Raw genomic sequence first — 21,004 nt, forward strand, 5'->3', positions numbered from 1 at the left:
GTATTTTTCTCTCCTAATTAGTTATAATTTCGTTCTCCAAAGATCGCGCTTCCAATTCGTACCATATTACTTCCACAAGCTACGGCAATTTTATAATCTCCACTCATTCCCATCGAGAGGGTCTTCAACTTAGGGTAAGTTTCTTTTAAAGTGTCGAAAATCGATTTAAGATAAGAAAATTCTTTCTTTACCTGAGTATCATCCTCCGTAAAAGTAGCCATCCCCATAAGGCCTACTACCTCAACATTCTCAAAATTCTTATAGGTGTCTGATGATAATATTTCTTTGGCTTCTTCAGCACTTATTCCGAATTTGGATTCTTCTTCAGCAATCTTTATTTGAAGCAAACATTTAATGCTGCGCTCGTTCTTTTGGGCTTCCTTGTTTATTTCCTTCAGTAATTTTAAACTATCTACAGCATGAATCAGGCCAACATAAGGAGCCATATATTTTACCTTGTTGCGCTGGACGTGTCCAACCATGTGCCAGTTGATGTCCTTAGGAAGGGTTTCCCATTTATCGGTCATTTCCTGGATCTTGTTCTCACCAAAAATACGTTGTCCTGCATTGTAGGCTTCTAAAAGATCTTCTTTGGGTTTGGTTTTTGAAATAGCAACAAGCTGCACATTTTCAGGTAATTCAGCCTTGTATTTTTTTAAGTTGTCTGCAATGCTCATGTGGTAAATTTAGGAAAAACGCTTAGAACTTAGGCGGTTCTATATAAGAGGAAGTGAAAAATACTTCGGTTTAAATAAAATTAAAACTCATAAATGGTAAGTCCGCTTCTAAGTTTAGGCTCTATATAGGTGCTTTTTGGGGGCATGGTAAGACCTTCATCGGCAACCTCTTTTATTTCTTTTATCGTTAGTGGGAGCATTCCAAAACCTACGGCAAATTCTTTACTGTCTACTTTTGTTTTTATCTTAATAAGATCGTTCTTCCCGTGAATATAGGAAATACGACTGTCATTTCTAAGGTCATGGATCCCTAAGATTGGTTTTAGTAATTTTTCATAGAGAATATAAGTATCCAGTGAGCTAAGGGAATTATCGAATTTATAATTGGTCATTCTTAGATAGAGCGAATAGAACTCCCCATCAAGGTACATATTAAAATGATGTTTATTAGAAGGAGAATATACTTCCATACCTCGGTTCTCAATTCTAAACCACTCGTCCAATTGCATTAAAAATTCTTCTTTGCTCCAGCCATTCAAATCGGTTACCAGCCTGCTGTATTCATAGATCTTCAGTTCGCTTTCAGCAATCAGGAAACTCATAAAATAATTATAAGGCTCGTCTCCGGTGTGATGAGGATTCGCCTCTTTCGATTCTTGAGCAAGTAAAAAAGATGAGGCACTACGATGATGTCCATCGGCAATGTATAGTTCCTGCATGGATGCAAATTCCTGCCGAATGTTATCAACCACTTCCGGTTCACATATCTTCCATAAATAATGGGTTTCCTTATTATGTGTAGAAAATTCATACTCCGGAGCATCTAACATCGCGTTTTGTATGGCCTCATTAATTACTTCTGAATCTGGATAGGTTAAAAGAACGGGTTCTGTATTGAATCCAACTACTTTTAGATAATCTTTAAATAGAGTTTCTCTGGCAGCGATGGTATCTTCATGCTTTTTGATGAAATTCTCTTCATAATCCTGAACACTAGCAGCAGCAATGATCCCGGAAAAAGTTTTATTTCGGGTAATGATCTTATAAAAATAATAGCAGGGTTCCTCGTCCTGGATCAGGGTTTCTTCCTCCTTGAATTCTAGATACCTGTTTCTTACCAGCTCAAACCGCTTTTCTCCCGTTATTTCATGCTGAAATTTATAACCGGGATTAATAATATGTAAGAAGGAATAAGGATTGTATTCCAATTCTGCAGTGAGTTCACCTATACTGTAATCCTCATACGGACGAGATGCCACGAGACCAGCTTTATCTTTGGGAGGTCTTACGGCTTTAAATGGATGTATTTTAGCCAAAATGAATGGTCCAATAAAATTATTATTAGGGATACAGCTATTTGGTTTTTAACTGTATCCCGTAGCACTTCGCTATTTTTTGAATTGAGCGGCTATCACTTCAGCCTTTCTATTCTCTGAGTAATCGTAGAAACCTTCTCCAGATTTTACTCCTAGTTTTCCTGCTCTCACCATATTAGTAAGCAATGGGCATGGTGCATATTTTGGATTTTTGAAACCGTTGTACATCACTTCTAAAATAGAGTGGCAAACATCTAGTCCAATAAAATCGGCTAGTTGAAGTGGTCCCATTGGGTGCGCCATTCCCAGCTTCATCACCGTGTCTATCTCATAAACACCTGCAACACCATTGTAAAGGGTCTCTATAGCCTCATTTATCATTGGCATTAAAATTCTGTTAGCCACAAATCCTGGATAATCATTTACTTCCACCGGAACTTTGTTCAGTTTTTCTGAAAGTTTCATGATGGTATTGGTCACCTTATCTGAAGTATTATAACCACGAATGATCTCTACTAGTTTCATAACAGGTACGGGGTTCATAAAGTGCATACCAATCACTCGCTCGGGGTTAGATACAGCGGCAGCAATTTGAGTGATAGAAATAGATGAGGTGTTGGAAGCCAAAATTACATCTTTCCCACAGTTATTATCCAGTTGTTCAAAGATCTTAAGCTTGAGGTTTACATTCTCTGTAGCTGCTTCCACAATAAGATCTACATTTTTCACCCCCGAAGGAATGTCGATAAAGGTCTTTATGTTAGCAAGTGTCTCTTTCTTATCAGCTTCAGAGATCTTTTCCTTAGCCACCATTCTATCAAGATTCTTTGTAATGGTGTCTAAACCTTTTTGCAAACTTTCTTTTGAAATATCTATAAGGTGTACTTTATAACCAAACTGTGCAAAGGTATGAGCAATTCCATTCCCCATGGTTCCGGCTCCTATTACTGCTATATTCTTCATATGATATAATTTTTAGAGGTCTTGATTCCTTGATGAAACAGACCGTGTATTAATATGTAATTCCTTTTAATAGGAATTTAATCTTTAAAACTTTCTATTACCTGATTGGCTACTCGAAGTGCCTCTGCTCCCTGTTCCAGAGAAACGATAGGAGTAGTGTTATTGTTAATAGCATCGGCAAAGGTTTCCAATTCGTCAAGTATGGCATTGTGTTCTTCTACTTTGGGATTATCAAAATAGATCTGTTTCTTAACGCCTTCAGCATTTTGAAGGATCATGGCAAAATCGTCTGGATGCTCAGGCACATCTTTCATTTTAACCACTTCACACTGGCGTTCCAGAAAATCTACCGAGATGTAGGCATCTCGCTGAAAGAATCGTGCTTTTCGCATGTTCTTCAATGAAATTCGGCTTGCAGTTAGGTTTGCCACACAACCGTTCTCGAATTGGATACGAGCGTTAGCAATATCTGGCGTTTCGCTAATTACTGAAACACCACTGGCGTAGATATTCTTCACCTTCGATTTTACAACGCTTAGAATAACATCGATGTCATGTATCATTAGGTCCAGCACCACAGGAACATCTGTTCCTCGCGGATTGAATTCGGCTAGTCTATGCGCTTCAATGAACATAGGCTGTTCAATTTTATTAGCTACCGCTCTAAATGCAGGGTTAAATCGTTCTACATGCCCAACTTGTCCTTTCACCCCGTGTTTCTTGGCAAGAGCTATCAGTTCTTCAGCTTCTTTATAAGTAGAGGTGATGGGCTTTTCAACAAATAGATGTTTTCCGGAGGTGATTACTTCTTTGGCCACTTCAAAATGATTGATTGTAGGAGTAACTACATCAATCATATCTACAGCGTCTATTAATTCCTGCCTGGTGGAGAAGCTTTTGTATCCAAATTCCTTTTCAATGGCCGAAGCTATTTCCTTATTTGGGTCAAAAAATCCTATTAATTCGTATTTAGAAGATTCCTGAAGTAATTTCAAATGGATCTTTCCAAGGTGACCTGCACCAAATACACCGGCTTTGAGCATTTTTTTATGTTTTGCACAAAAATAGCGTTTCTTGGGACAAAGCCAATAGCATTTTGGTTGTAAATGAGTTACGCTAAGCGTTAAATAATAATTAAAACTTAGCTTGAAGCCTTGCAATTGTTTGTTTATTTTTACCCCCTAAACGCAAAGAGGGTGCTAAACGATACATTTAGACATAAGGGAAAAAGACAGCAATTGGCAGCTATTGTAGAGACAAAAGGTGTGAAGGATCCACGGGTGTTGGAGGCAATTAAAACCATACCACGACATCTTTTTATGGATAGCAGCTTTGAAGATCATGCCTATCAGGATAAGGCTTTTCCCATTGCGGCCGATCAAACTATTTCTCAACCTTACACTGTAGGTTTTCAAACCGAATTATTGCAAATCCAGAAAGGGGACGTAGTCCTGGAAATTGGTACCGGCAGCGGATATCAAACGGCAGTGCTTTGCGAAATGGGGGCGAAGGTTTATAGTATAGAACGCCAACGTGAACTTTATAAGAAAACAAAACTCTTCTTATCTAAAATAGGATACCGCCCAAAGCATTTAAGTTTTGGTGATGGGTATAAAGGGCTGAGGGAATATGCGCCGTACGATAAGATAATTGTTACGGCCGGTGCGCCATTTGTGCCTAACCCTTTATTGGCACAGCTAAAAGTAGGAGGAAGGTTAGTGATTCCCGTAGGTGATGAGGTTCAGGTAATGACGCTCTTTATTAGAAAGTCTAAACTGGAGTTCGAAAAAAAGGAATTCGGTGATTTCCGTTTTGTACCACTCTTAGAAGATAAAAATTAAAAAGAACTTGTCTTAGTCTAAAATATTTAGAAATTTAAGCCCGAAGATAAATGCGCCTTCTTTCTTACCATTAAAATTAGACCGAACATAATCTAAGCGAAGTAAACGGTATTTTCCAAATCCCAGATTATCAATTCCTATAGAAACTTCAGAATAGGGTTTGTTGTTTTCAGTAGATAAGAAGTGTGCTCCCAGAATAAGGTTGTAATTCAGCTGATTTACTCCCGGGATCTTTCCTAATATCCAGCCTTTAAAATCCTGTTCCATATGCCCTTCAAAATAATTGCTATTGGTACTTAAAGCATAATAGGGAAGTAAGTGGAATTTGTTGGTGTAATTTCCCGTTCCAATCCTGGTTTGATTCCCATTGAAATGTTGGTAGTCTATATAAGAAGCTTCTCCCGTTAAAAAGGTTCCGCCTTTAAAAGTATAGCTGAAAGTTCCTTTGTTTCCCAAACTTAGATCTTGAGTAACAGCTGCTTTTAGTTGATCGAAATTATAAGCTGCAATGTTTGAACCCAGACCTTTTTCATAGCTAAGGTACAGCGTTGGATATTTATTAGAGGGCGAAATGATCTTTCTATCGGGGTAGCTCATGTACTGCTGAGCGAAGTTTATTTTGGTGGTAAAATTGAACTTAAATATATGATGATCTTCAAAAGGGGCAGAAGTGAAATCTGAAGGCTGTAATGGATCATTTGAAGAATAACGAATATCCTCTTGATTATTCCAAGTTTGATCGGTAGTATTAAATAACGCATTTCTGTCCTGGTAGCTGAAATCGGTTAAAAGGGTCACTCCATTTAAAACTTCCTGCTGATAGGCTATTTCGGCAAATGTACGTTCGTAAAGTTTAAGGTAGTTTCTTTCAAAAAAGAGCGAAGTAATATCATTTATACGCTCAGAAATTGGTTGTGTGGAATTAATTTGAGCTGTTTCAACTCCGCCTCGAACGGTGAGGGTAGGTCTTGATAAATTATTAAATCGCTTTTGAAATCCTCCTTTTATTCTAAGTCTGTCCTCATCAAACCCATAATTTAGCGAGCTGAATAATCGCCAGTATTTTCCGTAGTTCTCGTCCTGATCCTGACGATAACTAATGTTTACATTTGGATTCCATCCTTGAACGGTATTGAAATGAGACCCAAAAATAGGAGAGCTGATGTTGAAATTTTGCTTTCTATAGGTCTTGCTATAATTATAACCGAATAATATGCTTGCTAAAGTGAATTTATTGCCTGCCGCATCGACAGAATCAAGGTATTTCTTAGAACTTCTTATTTCCTGCAGACTATCCTTTTTAATATAATCATTAAGTTCTTCCGAGGTTAGAGGAACCGGCCGAAGTGTTCTCCAATAGAGAGAGTCTTTTTTGTTGGAGGCTTCGGCAAAGCTCATTATCTCGCGCGAAAATGAAGTTTCATTTAATTGCGGGCGGAAGTTATAATTGCTGTACACAGCGGTAAACCTTCCGTCTCCTCCAATTCCGAACATCGAAAAACTAAAATCTACCGTCTGTGAGATCTTGATCCAGAAATTGTAGGTTTCAGAATATTTGTAATTCTGTGTGAAGATGAGGTTTTCAATTGGTGCTACTTGTATAGCCTGTCCCGTCGTCTTCAATTCTACACCAAATATTTGCCAGGAATCTTCAACTATATAAATGATTCCCCAGAAAACCCTGTCTTTAGGTCTTTTCGGGATAACTTCGATTTTATTGATGAGGTGTCCCGCATCATCATAAAAAACACCTTCTAACTTGTAATTGTAATAATTGAAAGCATATTCAGCAATGGGAGAAACGATCTCTGCATTGATATCTATAGTGTTATCATAAAATGAAAAATCAGATTCTCTGGCTGAGTTCAGACTAAAGCCATTATCATTTCCACTTACCTTGGAGGCAATTACTTTCTCTTTAAAATCGTTGGGGGCTTTAAAAGCGATTTCTGAGACGGTTTCGCTTAAATAGATAATCCCGCTACGGGTAGAATCGAGTCCGCCACCAAGGTCTCCTAAATCCTGACCAAGAATTTTCTCCGGCGCATTTTTTATTCTCCAAAGCCCTCTGGAGTAGTAATTGGCTGTGTATTGCTCTATGCGCGCCAGATTTTCCTTTCGGAATTCTATAGCATTTCTAATAATTCTATTAGCGGGATTGTCCTTAGAGTTGAGAGTAACTTCCTCAAAATTGGTGGTTTCGGCTTTAAGTTGAACGTCTAACACAAAAGGAAATTTCTTGATATCCACCTGTTTTCTTAAAGTAACATATCCCAAATATTGAAAAACAAGTTGATAAGTGCCCGGTTGGTTTATTTTTAATTGGTAAATACCTTCCTCATTACTTGTAGTGCCGTGAACTCCGTCTTCTGTGTAAATATTCACGTAAGGCAATGCTTCATTTTCGGCATTCGCAACCTTTCCGGTTATTTGTGAAAAACTAAGGTGAAAGAAAAATGAAAAAGAAATAAAAAGCCAAAATTTTCTGGACATACAGCTGTTGTTTATTACAGCAAAATAGCTAATATATGTACAGGAGAGGTATTAGTTATAATCTTTTTTTATGCGATCCAGGCGGCGTTTACTGTCACGATCTTTAATGGCATCCCTTTTATCGTAAAGCTTTTTACCTCTAGCTAAGGCAATTTGAAGTTTTGCTATTCCTCGTTCATTTATGAAAAGGCGTAAAGGGATTATTGTTAATCCTGAATTTTTAACCTCTTTCTCCAACTTTTTAAGTTCCCGTCGTTGCATTAACAACTTTCGTTCACTTTTTGGATTGTGATTAAAATGTGACGCATGAGAATATTCTTCAACATGCATATTTATCACAAAGAGCTCGTGATTTTGAAATTCACAAAAACTCTCGGTAATAGATGCTTTTCCCATTCGAATAGCTTTTATCTCGGTTCCGGCTAATTTGATACCAGCCACATATTTATCGAGAAGTTCATATTCAAATTTGGCCTTGCGGTTCTTTATGTTGATGTTGTTCTTCATAGAAGAGCAAAAATAACAGACTTTATTAACATTTAAACATAATGTATTTGTAAATTTTAGAAATAGACAATTTCTATTGCTAAAATGATGAATTAGATTTTTTTGCATCAAAAAAATCAATATTTATGCAAAGGTCGCAGTAATTAATTATGGTTAAAGCAGACTATTTGTATTATTCATAAATGTTTATATTTGACGCAATACTGAAAATTATATGAAATACCTTATTACTCTGTTTGTTGCCCTGATTTTAACTTCCTGTCAGGAGAAAAAAGATCAAATTAGCGCAGAAGATATCATTGATAAAACAATTGAAAATGCCGGAGGCGATACTTATAAAAAGGCTGATATTCGTTTTGAATTTCGTGACAATGTATATAGAAGCGAGAGAAATGGAGGGGAATTTCAGCTTGAAAAGATTGTAGAAGATTCTCTTGGAACCATGAGAGATGTTATTAATAATACCGGCTTTCAAAGGTTTAGGAACGATAGTTTGATAAATGTTCCAGATTCTATGATTGTGAAATACAGCGGTAGTCTGAATTCGGTTCACTATTTTGCACATCTTCCTTATGGCCTTAACGATCGCGCGGTGAATAAGAAACTTGCCGGCGAAGCAGCAATAAAAGGGGAGCCTTATTATCAATTAAAGATCACTTTCCAGCAAGATGGGGGCGGAGCCGATCATCATGATGAATTCATGTATTGGATTCATAAAGACAATTTTACAATTGATTATTTAGCCTACAAATTTCACGTGAATGAAGGAGGAATTCGCTTTAGAGAAGCTTACAATCCCAGAATGGTCGAGGGAATTCGATTTGTAGATTATAAAAATTACACGTTGGAAGACTTTAATACCAATTTGAGTTCCCTAGATGAACTTTTTGAAAATGGCAAATTGAAATTGTTATCTACCATAGAAAATAAAAATGTAGAAGTGAAAATTAAGAACTGATAAGGGGTTTAAATTTATTTTCTTTTGATGCACTAATTGTTCTTCTAATAATTAATTGCTAGAGGTTTTTTTGAAATTTCTATTCATGCATGATGCTATATTTTTAGTGTAGCATCCAGCTAGTATCGTTTTTATTGATTTTATAAGTAAAGATGTAAATCAGGCAGGATAATCTATATATTACTGCTAATTTAGAACACACACTATATTTTTACGGTATATCCAGTAGAAAAGTCAAAATAATACTCACGAATTTAGGGCTTCCCAACTTAAGTTCGTCGAGGCTATTGGGTATATTTTAAATTCATTTTGTTTACTTTAATAATATGTAAAAAGCTTATTGTTAGTGTCTTATAGCAAGGTTTAAATTAAGTTTTCTTAACAATAAAACAACATTGGAAACATTAATTTAAACTTAAAAGAAACTAATATTGCAGCGGTATTTTTTATACATAAAGATACCCAGAGCATATTGATATTAAATATACATTTTTATTAGATGGCAAAATACAAACGTAGCGATAGGACAAGGCCTTATTTGAATATCCTTGACTTCATGGTACAGGAAAAAACCTTCCTCTCCATTGTAATTATTGGGATTGTCCTTGCGGGAATCTTTACCGGTAACAATCAGGCAGCTATGTGGCTTGGTTTCTTTTTTGCGGCATACGCAACAGTAGCTAACGATAGCATCCAGTCTTTAGGAACCTTTATTGAAAGTAATAAAAACAAACGTTGGTGGGTTTTATGGCTTTATATTGGAGGTATCTTTCTGTTAACAGTAACCTTTAGCTGGTTATATTTTGATGGGGATGTTACATACCAGCGCTTATTAAAACCTGATGGCTCTACCAATTATCCACATCCTCAAAATTTCAGCTTTTTTCAAATTATAGCGCCTTTAGTACTGCTTATACTTACTCGTTTGCGTATGCCGGTGTCTACCACTTTTCTTATTTTAAGTGTATTTAGTGCAGATACTTCGGGGATTACTTCTGTAATTGGAAAGAGTTTATCGGGATATGTAATGGCATTCATATTGTCTTTTGCAGTATGGTATTTCTCTTATAATGTTATTAGGAAATTCTTCAAAAGCCGAAAATTCCATAATAGTTGGAACGTAGTACAATGGTTAGTGAGTGGATCCTTATGGGGAGTTTGGGTAATGCAGGATGGTGCAAATATTGCCGTTTTCTTGCCAAGACAACAAACTTTAGTGCAATTTATAATATTTGCTGTGACCATCTTTTTAGGTTTAGGATTGTTGTTCTATTTACGAGGTGATAAAATACAAAAAGTAGTAAGTGAAAAAGCGCGTATTTCAGATATCCGGGCTGCTACTTTAGTAGATCTTACTTATGTAGTGCTTCTTATCTATAAGCTATTTATAAGCACGGTGCCAATGAGTACAACCTGGGTGTTTTTAGGGATTATTGGAGGTAGAGAAATAGCTATAAGTTTGGCTAGAAATAAGAAGGGTAAAAAACACCGCAAAAAAGCAGGTAGAATGATCTTTAAAGATTTCTCTTACGCAGCCATCGGTTTAATGATATCGGTTGCTCTGGCAGCAGCTGCTAATCCTAGCATTAGAATTGCTTTATTAGAATCGGTTGGATTGAGATAAGCAATTATTCAAAAATAAAGTTCAATGCGTCCTGAGTTTCAGGGCGCATTTTTTATTTTTATAAAAATTTAAGAGGTTCAGCCTCAAACTAAAATTGATAATATGCTCAAGAAACTCATTTTTACTGCGCTTTGCAGTGTAATACTTATTTCATGTAATACCAATAAGAAACTTGTAAAGGCCGATCTTTTGGTCTTTAATGCCAATGCTTATACCGTGAATACTAGCTTTAGCAAGGCCACTGCTTTTGTGGTTACCGATGGTAAATTCCTGGAAGTGGGTAATGTTGAAGAATTGCGTGATAAATATGAGTTTAATGAAGAAATGGATGCTAAAGGAAAAACAGTGCTTCCCGGCTTTATTGATGCCCATGCTCATTTCTATAGAATGGGGCTTCAACAGCAGAAGGTAGACCTTACCGGAACCCGAAGCTTCAACGAAGTGGTTGCCCGAATAGTTGAATTTCAGAAAGAAAGAAATGTAGATTATATTACAGGTAGAGGCTGGGATCAAAATGATTGGGAAAACAAGGAGTTTCCCACTAAAGACACTTTAGATAAATTGTTTCCCGAAACCCCTATTTCAGTAGGAAGGATTGATGGTCATGCACTACTGGTAAATCAGGCCGCTTTGGACAAGGCTGGAATAACAGCAAACACTCCCGCATCGGGTGGGATGATCGAAAAGAAGAATGGAAAACTCACTGGAATTATTATCGATAACCCCATGTCTTTAATAGAGAACTCTCAGGATGAACCTTCTTTAGAAGAACAAAGTGAAGCTTTACTAGAAGCACAAAAGATTAGTTTTAGCTATGGTCTTACTACTGTGGTTGATGCCGGGGTAGATAGAAGTACCATTGAACTAATGGATAGCTTACAAAAAGAAGGGAGTTTGAAAATTAGGTTGTACACCATGATAAGTAATACTCCCCAAAACTTAGATTATTATCTTGATAAGGTGCCTTATAAAACAGAACGTTTAAATGTGAGGTCTGTTAAATTCTATGGCGACGGAGCACTTGGTTCTAGAGGAGCGGCTTTAAAAGCAGCTTATTCAGATAAAGCAAACCATTATGGGGCATTATTGTCTCCTGTAGCCGATTTTGCAAAAACTGCAGAACGTGTAGCTGCTTCAAAATTTCAACTTAATACTCATGCTATTGGAGATTCTGCCAATGCGGTAGTTCTAAAGACTTATACAGAACTACTTAAGGATGATACTGATAGAAGGTGGAGAGTTGAGCATGCCCAGGTAATCGATTCTGCAGATTTCAAATATTTCAATAAAAATATTATTCCATCGGTTCAGCCTACACATGCCACGAGCGATATGTATTGGGCAGAGGATAGATTGGGAGCTAAAAGGATTAAAGGCGCTTACGCCTATAAAAAACTATTGGACCAGGCAGGAATTGTTGCACTAGGAACTGATTTTCCGGTTGAAGAAGTAAGTCCGTTCTATACGTTTCATTCCGCAGTGGCTAGACAGGATTTACAAGATTATCCACAAGGTGGATATATGAAAGAGCAGGCTTTAAGTCGTGAGGAAACTTTAAAAGGCATGACAATTTGGGCAGCTTACAGCAATTTTGAAGAAAATGAAAAAGGTAGTATAGAGCAGGGGAAATTTGCAGATTTTATTATTCTGGATAAGGATATTATGAAAGTACCTGAAACTGAAATCTCAGGAATAAAAGTATTACAAACCTATGTGAATGGAGAGAAAGTATATTAGATGCTATTCTAGAAGTCAATAAAAAAACCGGAAACTGATTTACTCAGTCTCCGGTTTTTTATTTTTAGGTAGGGGTTCTATTTACCTCCATTCGCCTGTAAATCCTGAATGCAGAAAGAATCAAGGTCAGGTACCGTGCTTCCTATCATATCTATCAAAGGACCCCCAATTTGTACATTTGCAGTCATCAAACATCCATCAACATTACAATGCGACCCTTCGGGACTATCTTTATGGTCTGTTTGCATGGGACTTCCAACATCTACCAGCCCAAATAAATGCCCGAATTCATGGTTTACCACCGTACTTTCTATGGTACTTTTTTCAGGAGCATTGGCGCGTGCAGCAACATTTTCTATGGTCTTTGAATAAATTACCATGGAAGTATTTCTGTAGGCCGATCCTAATACAACTTTATTATCTGTATCGTCTTCGTTACTACCATCAGCAAAATAGATAAAGACAGCTATTTCATCTCCGGCATTATATACCAGACGTTCCTCTTTTTCAATATTGGCGATTTCCTGAATAGTAAAAGGAGCAAGGCTTGAGGAAGCAATCGCTCGGGTTGAAATGGTAACCCCGTCTGGTTTGAAGGTTCTGGTATTTAAAAAGCTTTTTAAATTATCTATGGTTTTTTGTGAAGGTTTAAAGCCTGTAACATATACCATTTCTATTGTAATAGATGTAAACTTAATGTCGCTTAACAATTCTTCCGCAGAGGCTCCTAAGGCTTTTAAATTTCCGCTTTTGTCGATAGTTGGTTCTGATGATCCATCAGAAGTGGAATCTGTAGAACATCCAATGGAAAGTGATATCAACAAAAAGGCAACTAGTAATTTTTGGATTTTCATGAAAAATAGAATTTATATGGATTTTTTAAATGGTTCTTTAAGATGTTAGGTGATGTTACTATATACGCTTAAAAACTTAGGCTAGTTTTAATTGCGCGAGATAATCGTAATGTTTACCTTTTTTTACAAGGGTACATGAAAAACCATTTTTTGCTGCTGCAAGTTCTAAAGAATTAAAATCTAAATATAACCAGTTAAAAGAGGAAGAGGTTTCTCCCTTATAACTCATGCTAAACTCCAGTTCTCCGTAATAAGGTTCATTTGGGTCCACCCAAATTCCGCCATCTTCGTCGGGATCAAGTAAATAACTTAGATCAGATGAATCGATCAAAACCTGTCCGTTTTCCTTCAAAAGACTTTTAGTATGTTGAAAAAAGCGGTCTAACTGGTTCATCTTTTCTATAATTCCTGTACCGTTCATTAATAATAGAATAGTGTCGAACTTTTCATTCTTCAGCTTGAAATAGTCTATATTTTCAGTATTTCTTATCCCCCGTTCTTTGCAAATTTCAATAGCTCCCGGGGAAATATCTACGGCTTTAACGTCTAATTTTTTGATTTCTTGTAGATAAAGAGCATGACTACCGGCACCACAACCTATATCCAATACTTTTCCGTACGAATTTTTAAGCGCTTCTTTCTCGAGGGCAGGCATCTCTTTATACTCCCTAAATAGATAGGGAACTGGGATGGTATCGTCATCAAAATCTGGGGAATGTACTATAATTTCGGTTTCATCTTTATAATGAAAATATGCGGAAATGGCTTTTCCAAAAACATCCACCTCCTTGTTTGTATCTTGCTTCTTCATATCTTTGCCGTATGGAAGAAATATTGAAAGATCTCCCTGAAAAGGCCAAAGATAAGCATAAGGAAAATAAAAAGTTCTTTGCAAAACTTAGAAAGAAACCACCAAAACATTTAGACTCTCAAATGCAGGAATTGCATGAAGAGGAGTTTGAGCGTACCAATTGTTTAAATTGTGCGAATTGTTGTAAAACTACCGGTCCATTATTTACCAATAAAGATGTAGAACGTATCTCAAAACATTTTAGATTGAAGCCTAGTGTTTTTATAGATACGTATTTACGAGTAGATGAGGATAACGACTATGTACTACAACAGGTGCCTTGTACTTTTCTAGGTGCCGATAATTATTGTTCTATCTACGATGTACGACCAAAAGCCTGTAGAGAGTATCCTCATACCGACAGGAAGGACTTTCATAAAATTACGAATATCACCCTTAAAAACACCGCTATTTGCCCGGCTGCTTATAATATTGTGGAAGAGATGAAAAGAAGGATTAAACTCTAGCTTTTTGTTTATGCCAATTTATAACTTTAAATTACAGTTATAAATCTGGCCATCATGAAAAAAATTATTACGCTTTTCTTCTTACTTCTCAGTCTTCAGACTTTTTCAAATAACTGGTTAACCTCCTTTGAGGATGCTCAAAAACTCGCAATTTCTACAGATAAATTGATTTTAGTAGATTTTTGGGCTGTTTGGTGCGGGCCCTGTAAACGTATGGAATCTGAAACCTGGAAGGATTCTAAGACCAAAGAGCTCTTACAGTCATATGTTCCACTAAAAGTAAATCTGGATATCGCCTCTAAGGTGAAAATGAAATATGGGGTAAATGCGATTCCTCTTATGCTTATAATTGATGGAAACGGTGAAATTGTATACGAGTTCGTGGGCTATATGGATAAAAATTCTGTACACAGGGTGCTTGAAAAATATGCAGTGAATACTAGCTTTATGAGGAAGGAAGCCGTAAATTATTACAGACACCAAAATTATGTTACCGGAATAAGAATGGCTCAAAAATATATTGATTATAGCCTATATCTTAATGAAAATATCAAAACCGATTTTCTGAAAATGGCTGATAAGTATTTGAAAATAGGGGAAGGAATGCTGAATAAAAAGCAAAAGAATTATTTAGAGATGAAGCAAAAGGTGGCTTTAATGGAACTGAATATAGATCTCTATCTTACGAAGTTCAATAGGGTTGAACGCAACTTAGAACGCAATTTTAAAGAATCGGAAATTGTTGAAGGAAATAAGAGCTTATATGCCTATTTGAACTATTGTATTTGTCTCAAGAAAAATGATAAGTAGAAATTGAAACAATGGAAACAAGATATCCTGGCTTATGAGAATTCTGAGGTGTACCTTAAAAAATCAGCGTTATTTCTAGAATAAGAAATAACGCTGATAGAAAATTGTTTTCTGGAAGTATCTTGAATACTAATTATATAATAGATAATCTTTTCTCATTTCATTGTACTTCGAAAGTCCTTCTTGCCAGCTCGCGGTAATCTCTTCCGCAGAAAGTCCGTTTTCAATTTGTTGTTGCAGTTGTGCTCCACCCGCTAATTTCTTGAAGAACGCATTAAAGAATTTAGATTTATCTTCAGTATGCGCATAAGCATCTAACAACCACTGTAAGTTAATCTTGTCTAGTCTGTTTGTCTTTGTAAGATCCATTCCATAGCATTCTTCTTTTAAATGCTTCGGATTTTTTGCGCCGTCCCTGGATTGTGGCGTGTATGCGTAATCGAAAAATTCCTTATCCAAATAAGGAGATCCAAACACTTGAAATTGATTTTCTGTTCCTCGTCCGGCATTTACATTGGTACCTTCAAAAAAGCATAAGCTTGGGTAAAGATTGATAGAATTGTCATTTGGTAAGTTTGGAGAAGGTTTAATTGGAAGGCTATACGGCATGTCATGCGAATAATTCTCCATTGCAATAACTCTTAAATCGCATTGCACCCCATCTTTAAGCCATTTTTGCCCATTGATCATTTGGGCATATTCTCCCATGGTTAACCCGTGCACTACCGGAATTGGATGCATCCCTACAAAGCTTTTGTATTCAGGGTCCAAAATCGGTCCATCAGTATAATGACCGTTAGGGTTTGGTCTGTCTAATATTAGAAGCGGTACCTTGTTCTCTGCGCAGGCCTCCATCACATAATGTAAAGAAGATATATACGTGTAAAATCGGGCTCCTACATCCTGAAGATCGAAAATAAGAATGTCGATATCTTTTAATTGTTCTGACTTAGGCTTTCTGTTTTCGCCATATAAAGAAATAATTGATAAACCTGTGTTAGGATCTTTTCCATCGGTAACATGCTCACCGGCATCAGCAGTTCCTCGAAAACCATGCTCTGGAGCAAAGCCTTGTTTCACATCTACACCAAGACTAATTAAAGAATCAACCAAATGGGTGGAATGTTGTGGCGAAGCGTCATTCTTGGAATTTTTAAAGATCAATGTACTTTGGTTTCCTACAATCCCCACTCTTTTTCCTTTTAAAAGAGGTAGATATGCTTCAGTTCTGTTAGCTCCCACTAAAATTGGTTTGGCTTCTTTTACAGCAGTGGCCTGAATTTTGGAAGTTTCTTGTTGTTGATTTTGGCTGGTGCCTGTTCCGCAGGAAACTATCGTTACAGCTGCAAATAAAAATGTATTTTTGAAGAATCTATAAACCATAAGCATATTTTGAATTTCGAATTTTTTATTGCCAAAAGGCTAATCAGTACTAAGAAATATAAAAGTAGCATATCTGCCCCAATAATAAAAATTGCAATTGCTGCAATTGCAATAGGGGTAATTATGATGTTGGTTTCTTTTGCTACAGGAATGGGTTTGCAGGTAAAAATTAGGGAGAAGATTGCCGCTTTTAATGGGCATGTCACCATTGAAAACTATGATAATAACAGCTCACAGGTCTCTCTCGTGCCCGTGTCTATAGATCAGGATTTTTATCCGGAATTCAAGGATGTTGCCGGGGTGAACCATGTGCAGGCAGTAGCTACAAAAGCGGGAATCATTCGTACGGAAACCGATTTTGAAGGAGTTATAGTGAAAGGTGTGGGGCCTGATTTTCAATGGAAGAATTTCGATGACTTTCTGGTAGAGGGTGAATTACCCGATTTTAGTAAGAATTTAAACGAAGACGTGCTTATGTCGCAGTATATGGCACAGCGTCTAAATTTAGGTTTAGGCGATAAAGTAGTAACCTATTTTCCGAAAGAAGGCTATAACGAAGTGCCATTATTAAGAGTTTATAAGATAAAGGGAATTTACAATTCCGGATTTCAAGAGTTTGATGAACTTTATATGCTTGCCGATATTCGCCATATTCAACGCTTAAATAAATGGAAGAAAGATGAGGTGGGCGGATTTGAAGTTTTTATAGACGATTTTGATGAATTGGACCAAAAAGGTGGGGAGATCTACGACAGCACCGATTCTTTTCTGGACAGTATGACCATCAAGCAAAAATATGCTAATATATTTGAGTGGCTTTCTCTATTCGATTTTAATATTGCGCTTATCATTGGAATAATGATACTCGTTGCGGGAATCAATATGATTACCGCCTTGCTGGTACTTATATTAGAAAGAACACAAATGATAGGAGTTTTAAAAGCCTTAGGTGGGGGAGACTGGAGCATCAGAAAGATATTTTTATATAATGCTGCCTATCTAATCTTGTCCGGCCTATTTTGGGGTAATTTAATAGGTTTAGGTTTATTATTCATTCAGAAATATTTCAAACTCTTTCCATTAAATCCGGAGACCTATTATGTTACTGAAGTACCGGTTTACATTGGTTGGGAGTATATACTGGGAGTTAATATTGGAACTTTGATCTTATGTTTTTTAATGCTATTAATTCCTTCTGTAATTATTACTAAGATCTCTCCGGTGAAAGCCATGAAATTCGACTAATCTCCGCTATTTTATATCAATAGATTACAAACATTGTATTTGCTTGGAAAGGTTTTAAGTTAGAATTACCTTTGCGCTTTGAAAAATAAACTATGGATTACGCTGAAAATATATTAGGAACTATTGGAAACACTCCAATGGTGAAAATGAATAAATTGACTGAAGAGATCGATGCATTGGTACTTGCCAAATATGAAACCTTTAACCCTGGTAACTCGGTAAAGGATAGAATGGCGGTGAAAATGATCGAAGATGCTGAGACTGCTGGACTTTTAAAGCCAGGTGGTACTATTATAGAAGGAACTTCCGGGAATACCGGAATGGGACTTGCTTTGGTCGCTATCATAAAAGGATACAAAATGGTTTGTGTGCTTAGTGATAAACAAAGTAAAGAGAAAATGGATATTTTACGAGCAGTGGGAAGCGAAGTGGTAGTTTGCCCTACCGATGTTCCACCGGAAGATCCACGTTCATATTATTCTACCTCAAAACGTTTGGCAGAAGAAACTCCAAACTCCTGGTATGTTAATCAATACGATAACCTTTCTAATGCTAAGGCACATTACGAAAGCACAGGTCCGGAAATATGGAAACAAACCGATGGAAAGATCACTCATTTTGTAGTGGGTGTAGGAACAGGAGGAACTATTTCTGGGGTAGGGAAATATTTGAAGGAACAAAATCCCGATATTAAGATTTGGGGAATAGATACTTATGGCTCAGTCTTTAAAAAATATCACGAAACGGGGATATTTGATGAGAATGAGATCTATCCATATGTTACAGAAGGAATAGGGGAAGATATTCTTCCTAAGAATGTGAATTTCGATATTATAGATGGTTTCACCAAAGTAACCGATAAGGATGCTGCTATTTACACCCGCCGTTTAGCAAAAGAGGAAGGAATGTTCTTAGGGAATAGCGCTGGTGCAGCTGTAAAAGGATTACTTCAGTTAAAGGAACATTTTACGAAAGATGATGTGGTAGTAGTATTGTTTCATGATCATGGAAGCAGGTATGTAGGAAAAATGTTCAATGATGATTGGATGAAGAAAATGGGCTATATTGAATAGTCTGTCCAAAATAATTTTAAAGCCTCGGAATTCTTGAAATTTCGGGGCTTTTTTTATTGCCAATATATTCTTAACTCCATTTTTTATTTAGAAGAATAGACTTAATTTCCATTAATTATTCAACTTTATGAAACGATATTTAATTACAGGATTAATGCTTTTAGCGCTATTTGGATGCAGTAGTCCTTCTGATGCAATTAAGAATGTAGATGAAGCGAAGGCAAGTTTTTTATCGCTAGGCGATTCATATACAATTGGTGAAAGTGTTGACCAGCAGGAGCGGTGGCCTGTTCAATTAGTTAGCAGGCTTAACGAAAAGGGCCTTCCTGTCAATGCTCCTAGAATAATAGCAAAAACGGGATGGACCACGGCAAATCTCTTAGATGCTATGGAAGCGAATTTGAATGAAGAAAAATTTGATCTGGTTTCAGTGCTTATCGGTGTAAATAATCAGTTTCAAAATAAATCTATTGAGGGGTATGAAGAAGATTTGAGAATTATTTTCACTCAGGCTATCAGCTATTCTAAATCAGGAAAAGATGGAGTTTTTGTGGTAAGTATCCCTGATTACGGAGTAACTCCTTTTGGAGCTTCAAATGAAGCGGAAATTAGTAAGGAGATCGAAGAATTTAATACTGTTTGTAAAAGACTGGCAACCGAATTTGAATTAGACTTTTACAATATTACTCCCATTTCAAAAAAAGCAAAGCAGGATAGAGAACTGGTGGCCCCAGATGGATTGCATCCAAGCGGAAAAATGTACCGTTTATGGGTGGATGAATTTATTGAGAAAGTAGCCGTTAAATTACCCAATTAGCCACCTATTTAATTTTGGTAATAACAATGCGTTATCCGTTCATTTATAGTTTGTTGGGATGTTTTTTGTAACGGGAATTTTTCTACTTTCATGCAATGCAGGAGGATTTCTTACACTACATCTGGAAATTCAAAAAATTTGATTTTGGCAATGCTCAAACAGTATCTTCATTGCCCGTTGTTATTTTAGACTCAGGAATACATAATTTTAATTCCGGCCCCGATTTCTTCAATTCCCGAATTAGAATTGGGGAACAGTTATGGGCAGGAAATGTGGAAATTCATTTGAGATCTTCTGATTGGTATTTGCATAATCATGAAATAGATGCAGCTTATGACAATGTGATATTACACGTGGTTTGGGAGCATGATCTGGAGGTGTTTAGGAATGATAATTCTGTGATACCTACACTTGAATTAAGAAATCTAGTTTTAGAGAATTGTCTGGAAAATTACAGGAAGTTGCTATTGGTCACTCCTAAAAAGTGGATCAACTGTGAAAACGATTTTCCGCATTTTAATGATTTTGACCTCGATAATTGGTTAGAGCGCTTGTACTTGGAGCGGCTTCAGGAAAAATCTCATCTTATTTTCGATATGCTTGAAAAGTCAGGTAACAACTGGGAGGAAGTGCTGTTTAAAATGATCGCCAAAAATTTTGGGCTTAATGTGAATGGTAGTGCGTTTTTAAGCATGGCTCAAAGTTTTGATTTTAAGATCATGCAAAAATGTGGAAGTTCCAATTTTAAACTGGAGGCACTCTTTTTTGGACAGATTGGCTTGCTTCAAAATGATACAGAAGATAGCTATTTACAACAACTTCAAAAGGAATATATGTTTTTGAGAAATAAATATAAGTTGCAGAATACGCATGTAGAAGCAGCCAAATACTTCCGCCTGCGGCCCGATAATTTCCCGAGTATTCGCCTTTCTCAATTAGCCAGTTTATATTGTAAGATTCCTAAACTGTTTTCAGAAATAATTTCCTTAAAGACCCCAGCACTTATATATAAGATACTGGAGGTAGAAACATCTAAATATTGGAAATCACACTATAGTTTTGGGAAAAGGCATTCTGAACGATCAAAAAAGTTAAGCAGGAGTTTTATTGACCTGCTTATAATAAACACTATTGCTCCTTTGCAATTTTGTTATTTGCAAAAAACGGGAAGAGGAGATGTATCCGAAATTCTTAATTTAATGGAGGAAATTAGTGCTGAAAAGAATACAATTATTGAAGCCTTTGATAAACTTCGTCCAAATACAGCAGGTAGTTCTTTGAAATCTCAGGCGCTACTCCATTTAAAACATGAATATTGCGATAAAAATGCCTGTTTGAGTTGTAATTTAGGTAGTAAGCTCTTGCAGGGAACAATTTAATATTTTTATA

General features: G+C 36.5%; 19 protein-coding genes. 10 read left to right on the plus strand and 9 right to left on the minus strand.

Annotation, left to right across the window (positions count from 1 at the left end):
- Positions 1-17 precede the first annotated feature (17 nt).
- The 4 genes from L1I30_RS04635 to L1I30_RS04650 form a co-directional block, all read right to left on the minus strand.
- Complete coding sequence (locus L1I30_RS04635) at positions 18-677, minus strand: YggS family pyridoxal phosphate-dependent enzyme (RefSeq protein ID WP_236133101.1); 660 nt, start codon at positions 675-677, stop codon at positions 18-20.
- An 80-nt stretch (positions 678-757) separates the two neighbouring features.
- Positions 758-1,993 carry a DUF1015 domain-containing protein gene (locus tag L1I30_RS04640; protein ID WP_236133102.1) on the minus strand — a complete coding sequence of 412 codons (1,236 nt, stop codon included), beginning with the start codon at positions 1,991-1,993 and terminating at the stop codon, positions 758-760.
- 72 nt (positions 1,994-2,065) lie between these two features.
- Positions 2,066-2,956: a 3-hydroxyacyl-CoA dehydrogenase family protein gene (locus L1I30_RS04645; RefSeq protein ID WP_236133103.1), complete on the minus strand. Its 891-nt coding sequence runs from the start codon at positions 2,954-2,956 to the stop codon at positions 2,066-2,068.
- 77 nt (positions 2,957-3,033) lie between these two features.
- Entirely contained in the window at positions 3,034-3,999 is a 966-nt protein-coding gene (locus tag L1I30_RS04650) for a Gfo/Idh/MocA family protein (RefSeq protein WP_236133104.1), read from the minus strand.
- Positions 4,000-4,152: 153 nt separating this feature from the next.
- On the opposite strand from L1I30_RS04650, the gene L1I30_RS04655 reads away from it, so the two are divergent.
- Positions 4,153-4,797: a protein-L-isoaspartate(D-aspartate) O-methyltransferase gene (locus tag L1I30_RS04655; RefSeq protein WP_236133105.1), complete on the plus strand. Its 645-nt coding sequence runs from the start codon at positions 4,153-4,155 to the stop codon at positions 4,795-4,797.
- Positions 4,798-4,809: 12 nt separating this feature from the next.
- Here the strand turns inward: L1I30_RS04655 and L1I30_RS04660 are convergent, their stop codons facing one another.
- Positions 4,810-7,290 carry a DUF5686 and carboxypeptidase regulatory-like domain-containing protein gene (locus tag L1I30_RS04660; protein WP_236133106.1) on the minus strand — a complete coding sequence of 827 codons (2,481 nt, stop codon included), beginning with the start codon at positions 7,288-7,290 and terminating at the stop codon, positions 4,810-4,812.
- Positions 7,291-7,341: 51 nt separating this feature from the next.
- Positions 7,342-7,797, minus strand: coding sequence for an SsrA-binding protein SmpB (gene smpB / locus L1I30_RS04665; RefSeq protein ID WP_236133107.1), 456 nt, complete (start codon positions 7,795-7,797; stop codon positions 7,342-7,344).
- 214 nt (positions 7,798-8,011) lie between these two features.
- Here smpB and L1I30_RS04670 point away from each other — a divergent pair, with 214 nt between their 5' ends.
- The 3 genes from L1I30_RS04670 (at position 8,012) to L1I30_RS04680 (ending at position 12,116) form a co-directional block, all read left to right on the plus strand.
- Complete coding sequence (locus tag L1I30_RS04670; protein ID WP_236133108.1) at positions 8,012-8,755, plus strand: DUF6503 family protein; 744 nt, start codon at positions 8,012-8,014, stop codon at positions 8,753-8,755.
- 499 nt (positions 8,756-9,254) lie between these two features.
- On the plus strand, positions 9,255-10,379 hold the full coding sequence (locus tag L1I30_RS04675; protein ID WP_236133109.1) for a hypothetical protein: 1,125 nt from the start codon (positions 9,255-9,257) through the stop codon (positions 10,377-10,379).
- A 102-nt stretch (positions 10,380-10,481) separates the two neighbouring features.
- Positions 10,482-12,116 (plus strand): amidohydrolase, encoded by a 1,635-nt coding sequence (locus L1I30_RS04680; RefSeq protein ID WP_236133110.1) that lies wholly within the window; start codon positions 10,482-10,484, stop codon positions 12,114-12,116.
- Between the two features lie 77 nt (positions 12,117-12,193).
- Here L1I30_RS04680 and L1I30_RS04685 read toward each other — a convergent pair whose 3' ends face one another.
- Positions 12,194-12,970 carry a hypothetical protein gene (locus L1I30_RS04685; protein WP_236133111.1) on the minus strand — a complete coding sequence of 259 codons (777 nt, stop codon included), beginning with the start codon at positions 12,968-12,970 and terminating at the stop codon, positions 12,194-12,196.
- 76 nt (positions 12,971-13,046) lie between these two features.
- Positions 13,047-13,781 carry a class I SAM-dependent methyltransferase gene (locus L1I30_RS04690; protein WP_236133112.1) on the minus strand — a complete coding sequence of 245 codons (735 nt, stop codon included), beginning with the start codon at positions 13,779-13,781 and terminating at the stop codon, positions 13,047-13,049.
- A gap of 11 nt (positions 13,782-13,792) precedes the next feature.
- Here L1I30_RS04690 and L1I30_RS04695 point away from each other — a divergent pair, with 11 nt between their 5' ends.
- Together L1I30_RS04695 and L1I30_RS04700 are read left to right on the plus strand one after the other, a co-directional pair.
- Positions 13,793-14,287, plus strand: a complete 495-nt coding sequence (locus L1I30_RS04695) for a YkgJ family cysteine cluster protein (protein ID WP_236133113.1) — start codon at positions 13,793-13,795, stop codon at positions 14,285-14,287.
- A gap of 54 nt (positions 14,288-14,341) precedes the next feature.
- Positions 14,342-15,097 carry a thioredoxin family protein gene (locus tag L1I30_RS04700; RefSeq protein WP_236133114.1) on the plus strand — a complete coding sequence of 252 codons (756 nt, stop codon included), beginning with the start codon at positions 14,342-14,344 and terminating at the stop codon, positions 15,095-15,097.
- Positions 15,098-15,226: 129 nt separating this feature from the next.
- Here the strand turns inward: L1I30_RS04700 and L1I30_RS04705 are convergent, their stop codons facing one another.
- Positions 15,227-16,480, minus strand: coding sequence for an exo-beta-N-acetylmuramidase NamZ family protein (locus L1I30_RS04705; protein ID WP_236133115.1), 1,254 nt, complete (start codon positions 16,478-16,480; stop codon positions 15,227-15,229).
- 9 nt (positions 16,481-16,489) lie between these two features.
- On the opposite strand from L1I30_RS04705, the gene L1I30_RS04710 reads away from it, so the two are divergent.
- The 4 genes from L1I30_RS04710 to L1I30_RS04725 all read left to right on the plus strand — a co-directional run bounded on the left by L1I30_RS04710 (position 16,490) and on the right by L1I30_RS04725 (position 20,994).
- Positions 16,490-17,725: an ABC transporter permease gene (locus L1I30_RS04710; protein ID WP_236133116.1), complete on the plus strand. Its 1,236-nt coding sequence runs from the start codon at positions 16,490-16,492 to the stop codon at positions 17,723-17,725.
- 92 nt (positions 17,726-17,817) lie between these two features.
- The gene (locus tag L1I30_RS04715; protein WP_236133117.1) at positions 17,818-18,798 is read left to right on the plus strand and encodes a PLP-dependent cysteine synthase family protein; all 981 of its coding nucleotides are present in this window, start codon (positions 17,818-17,820) and stop codon (positions 18,796-18,798) included.
- A gap of 127 nt (positions 18,799-18,925) precedes the next feature.
- Complete coding sequence (locus L1I30_RS04720; RefSeq protein WP_236133118.1) at positions 18,926-19,615, plus strand: SGNH/GDSL hydrolase family protein; 690 nt, start codon at positions 18,926-18,928, stop codon at positions 19,613-19,615.
- Between the two features lie 95 nt (positions 19,616-19,710).
- The gene (locus L1I30_RS04725; protein WP_236133119.1) at positions 19,711-20,994 is read left to right on the plus strand and encodes a DUF2851 family protein; all 1,284 of its coding nucleotides are present in this window, start codon (positions 19,711-19,713) and stop codon (positions 20,992-20,994) included.
- Positions 20,995-21,004 lie beyond the last annotated feature (10 nt).

The organism is Gillisia lutea (genome assembly GCF_021568705.1).
Classification (GTDB): Bacteria; Bacteroidota; Bacteroidia; order Flavobacteriales; family Flavobacteriaceae; genus Gillisia; species Gillisia lutea.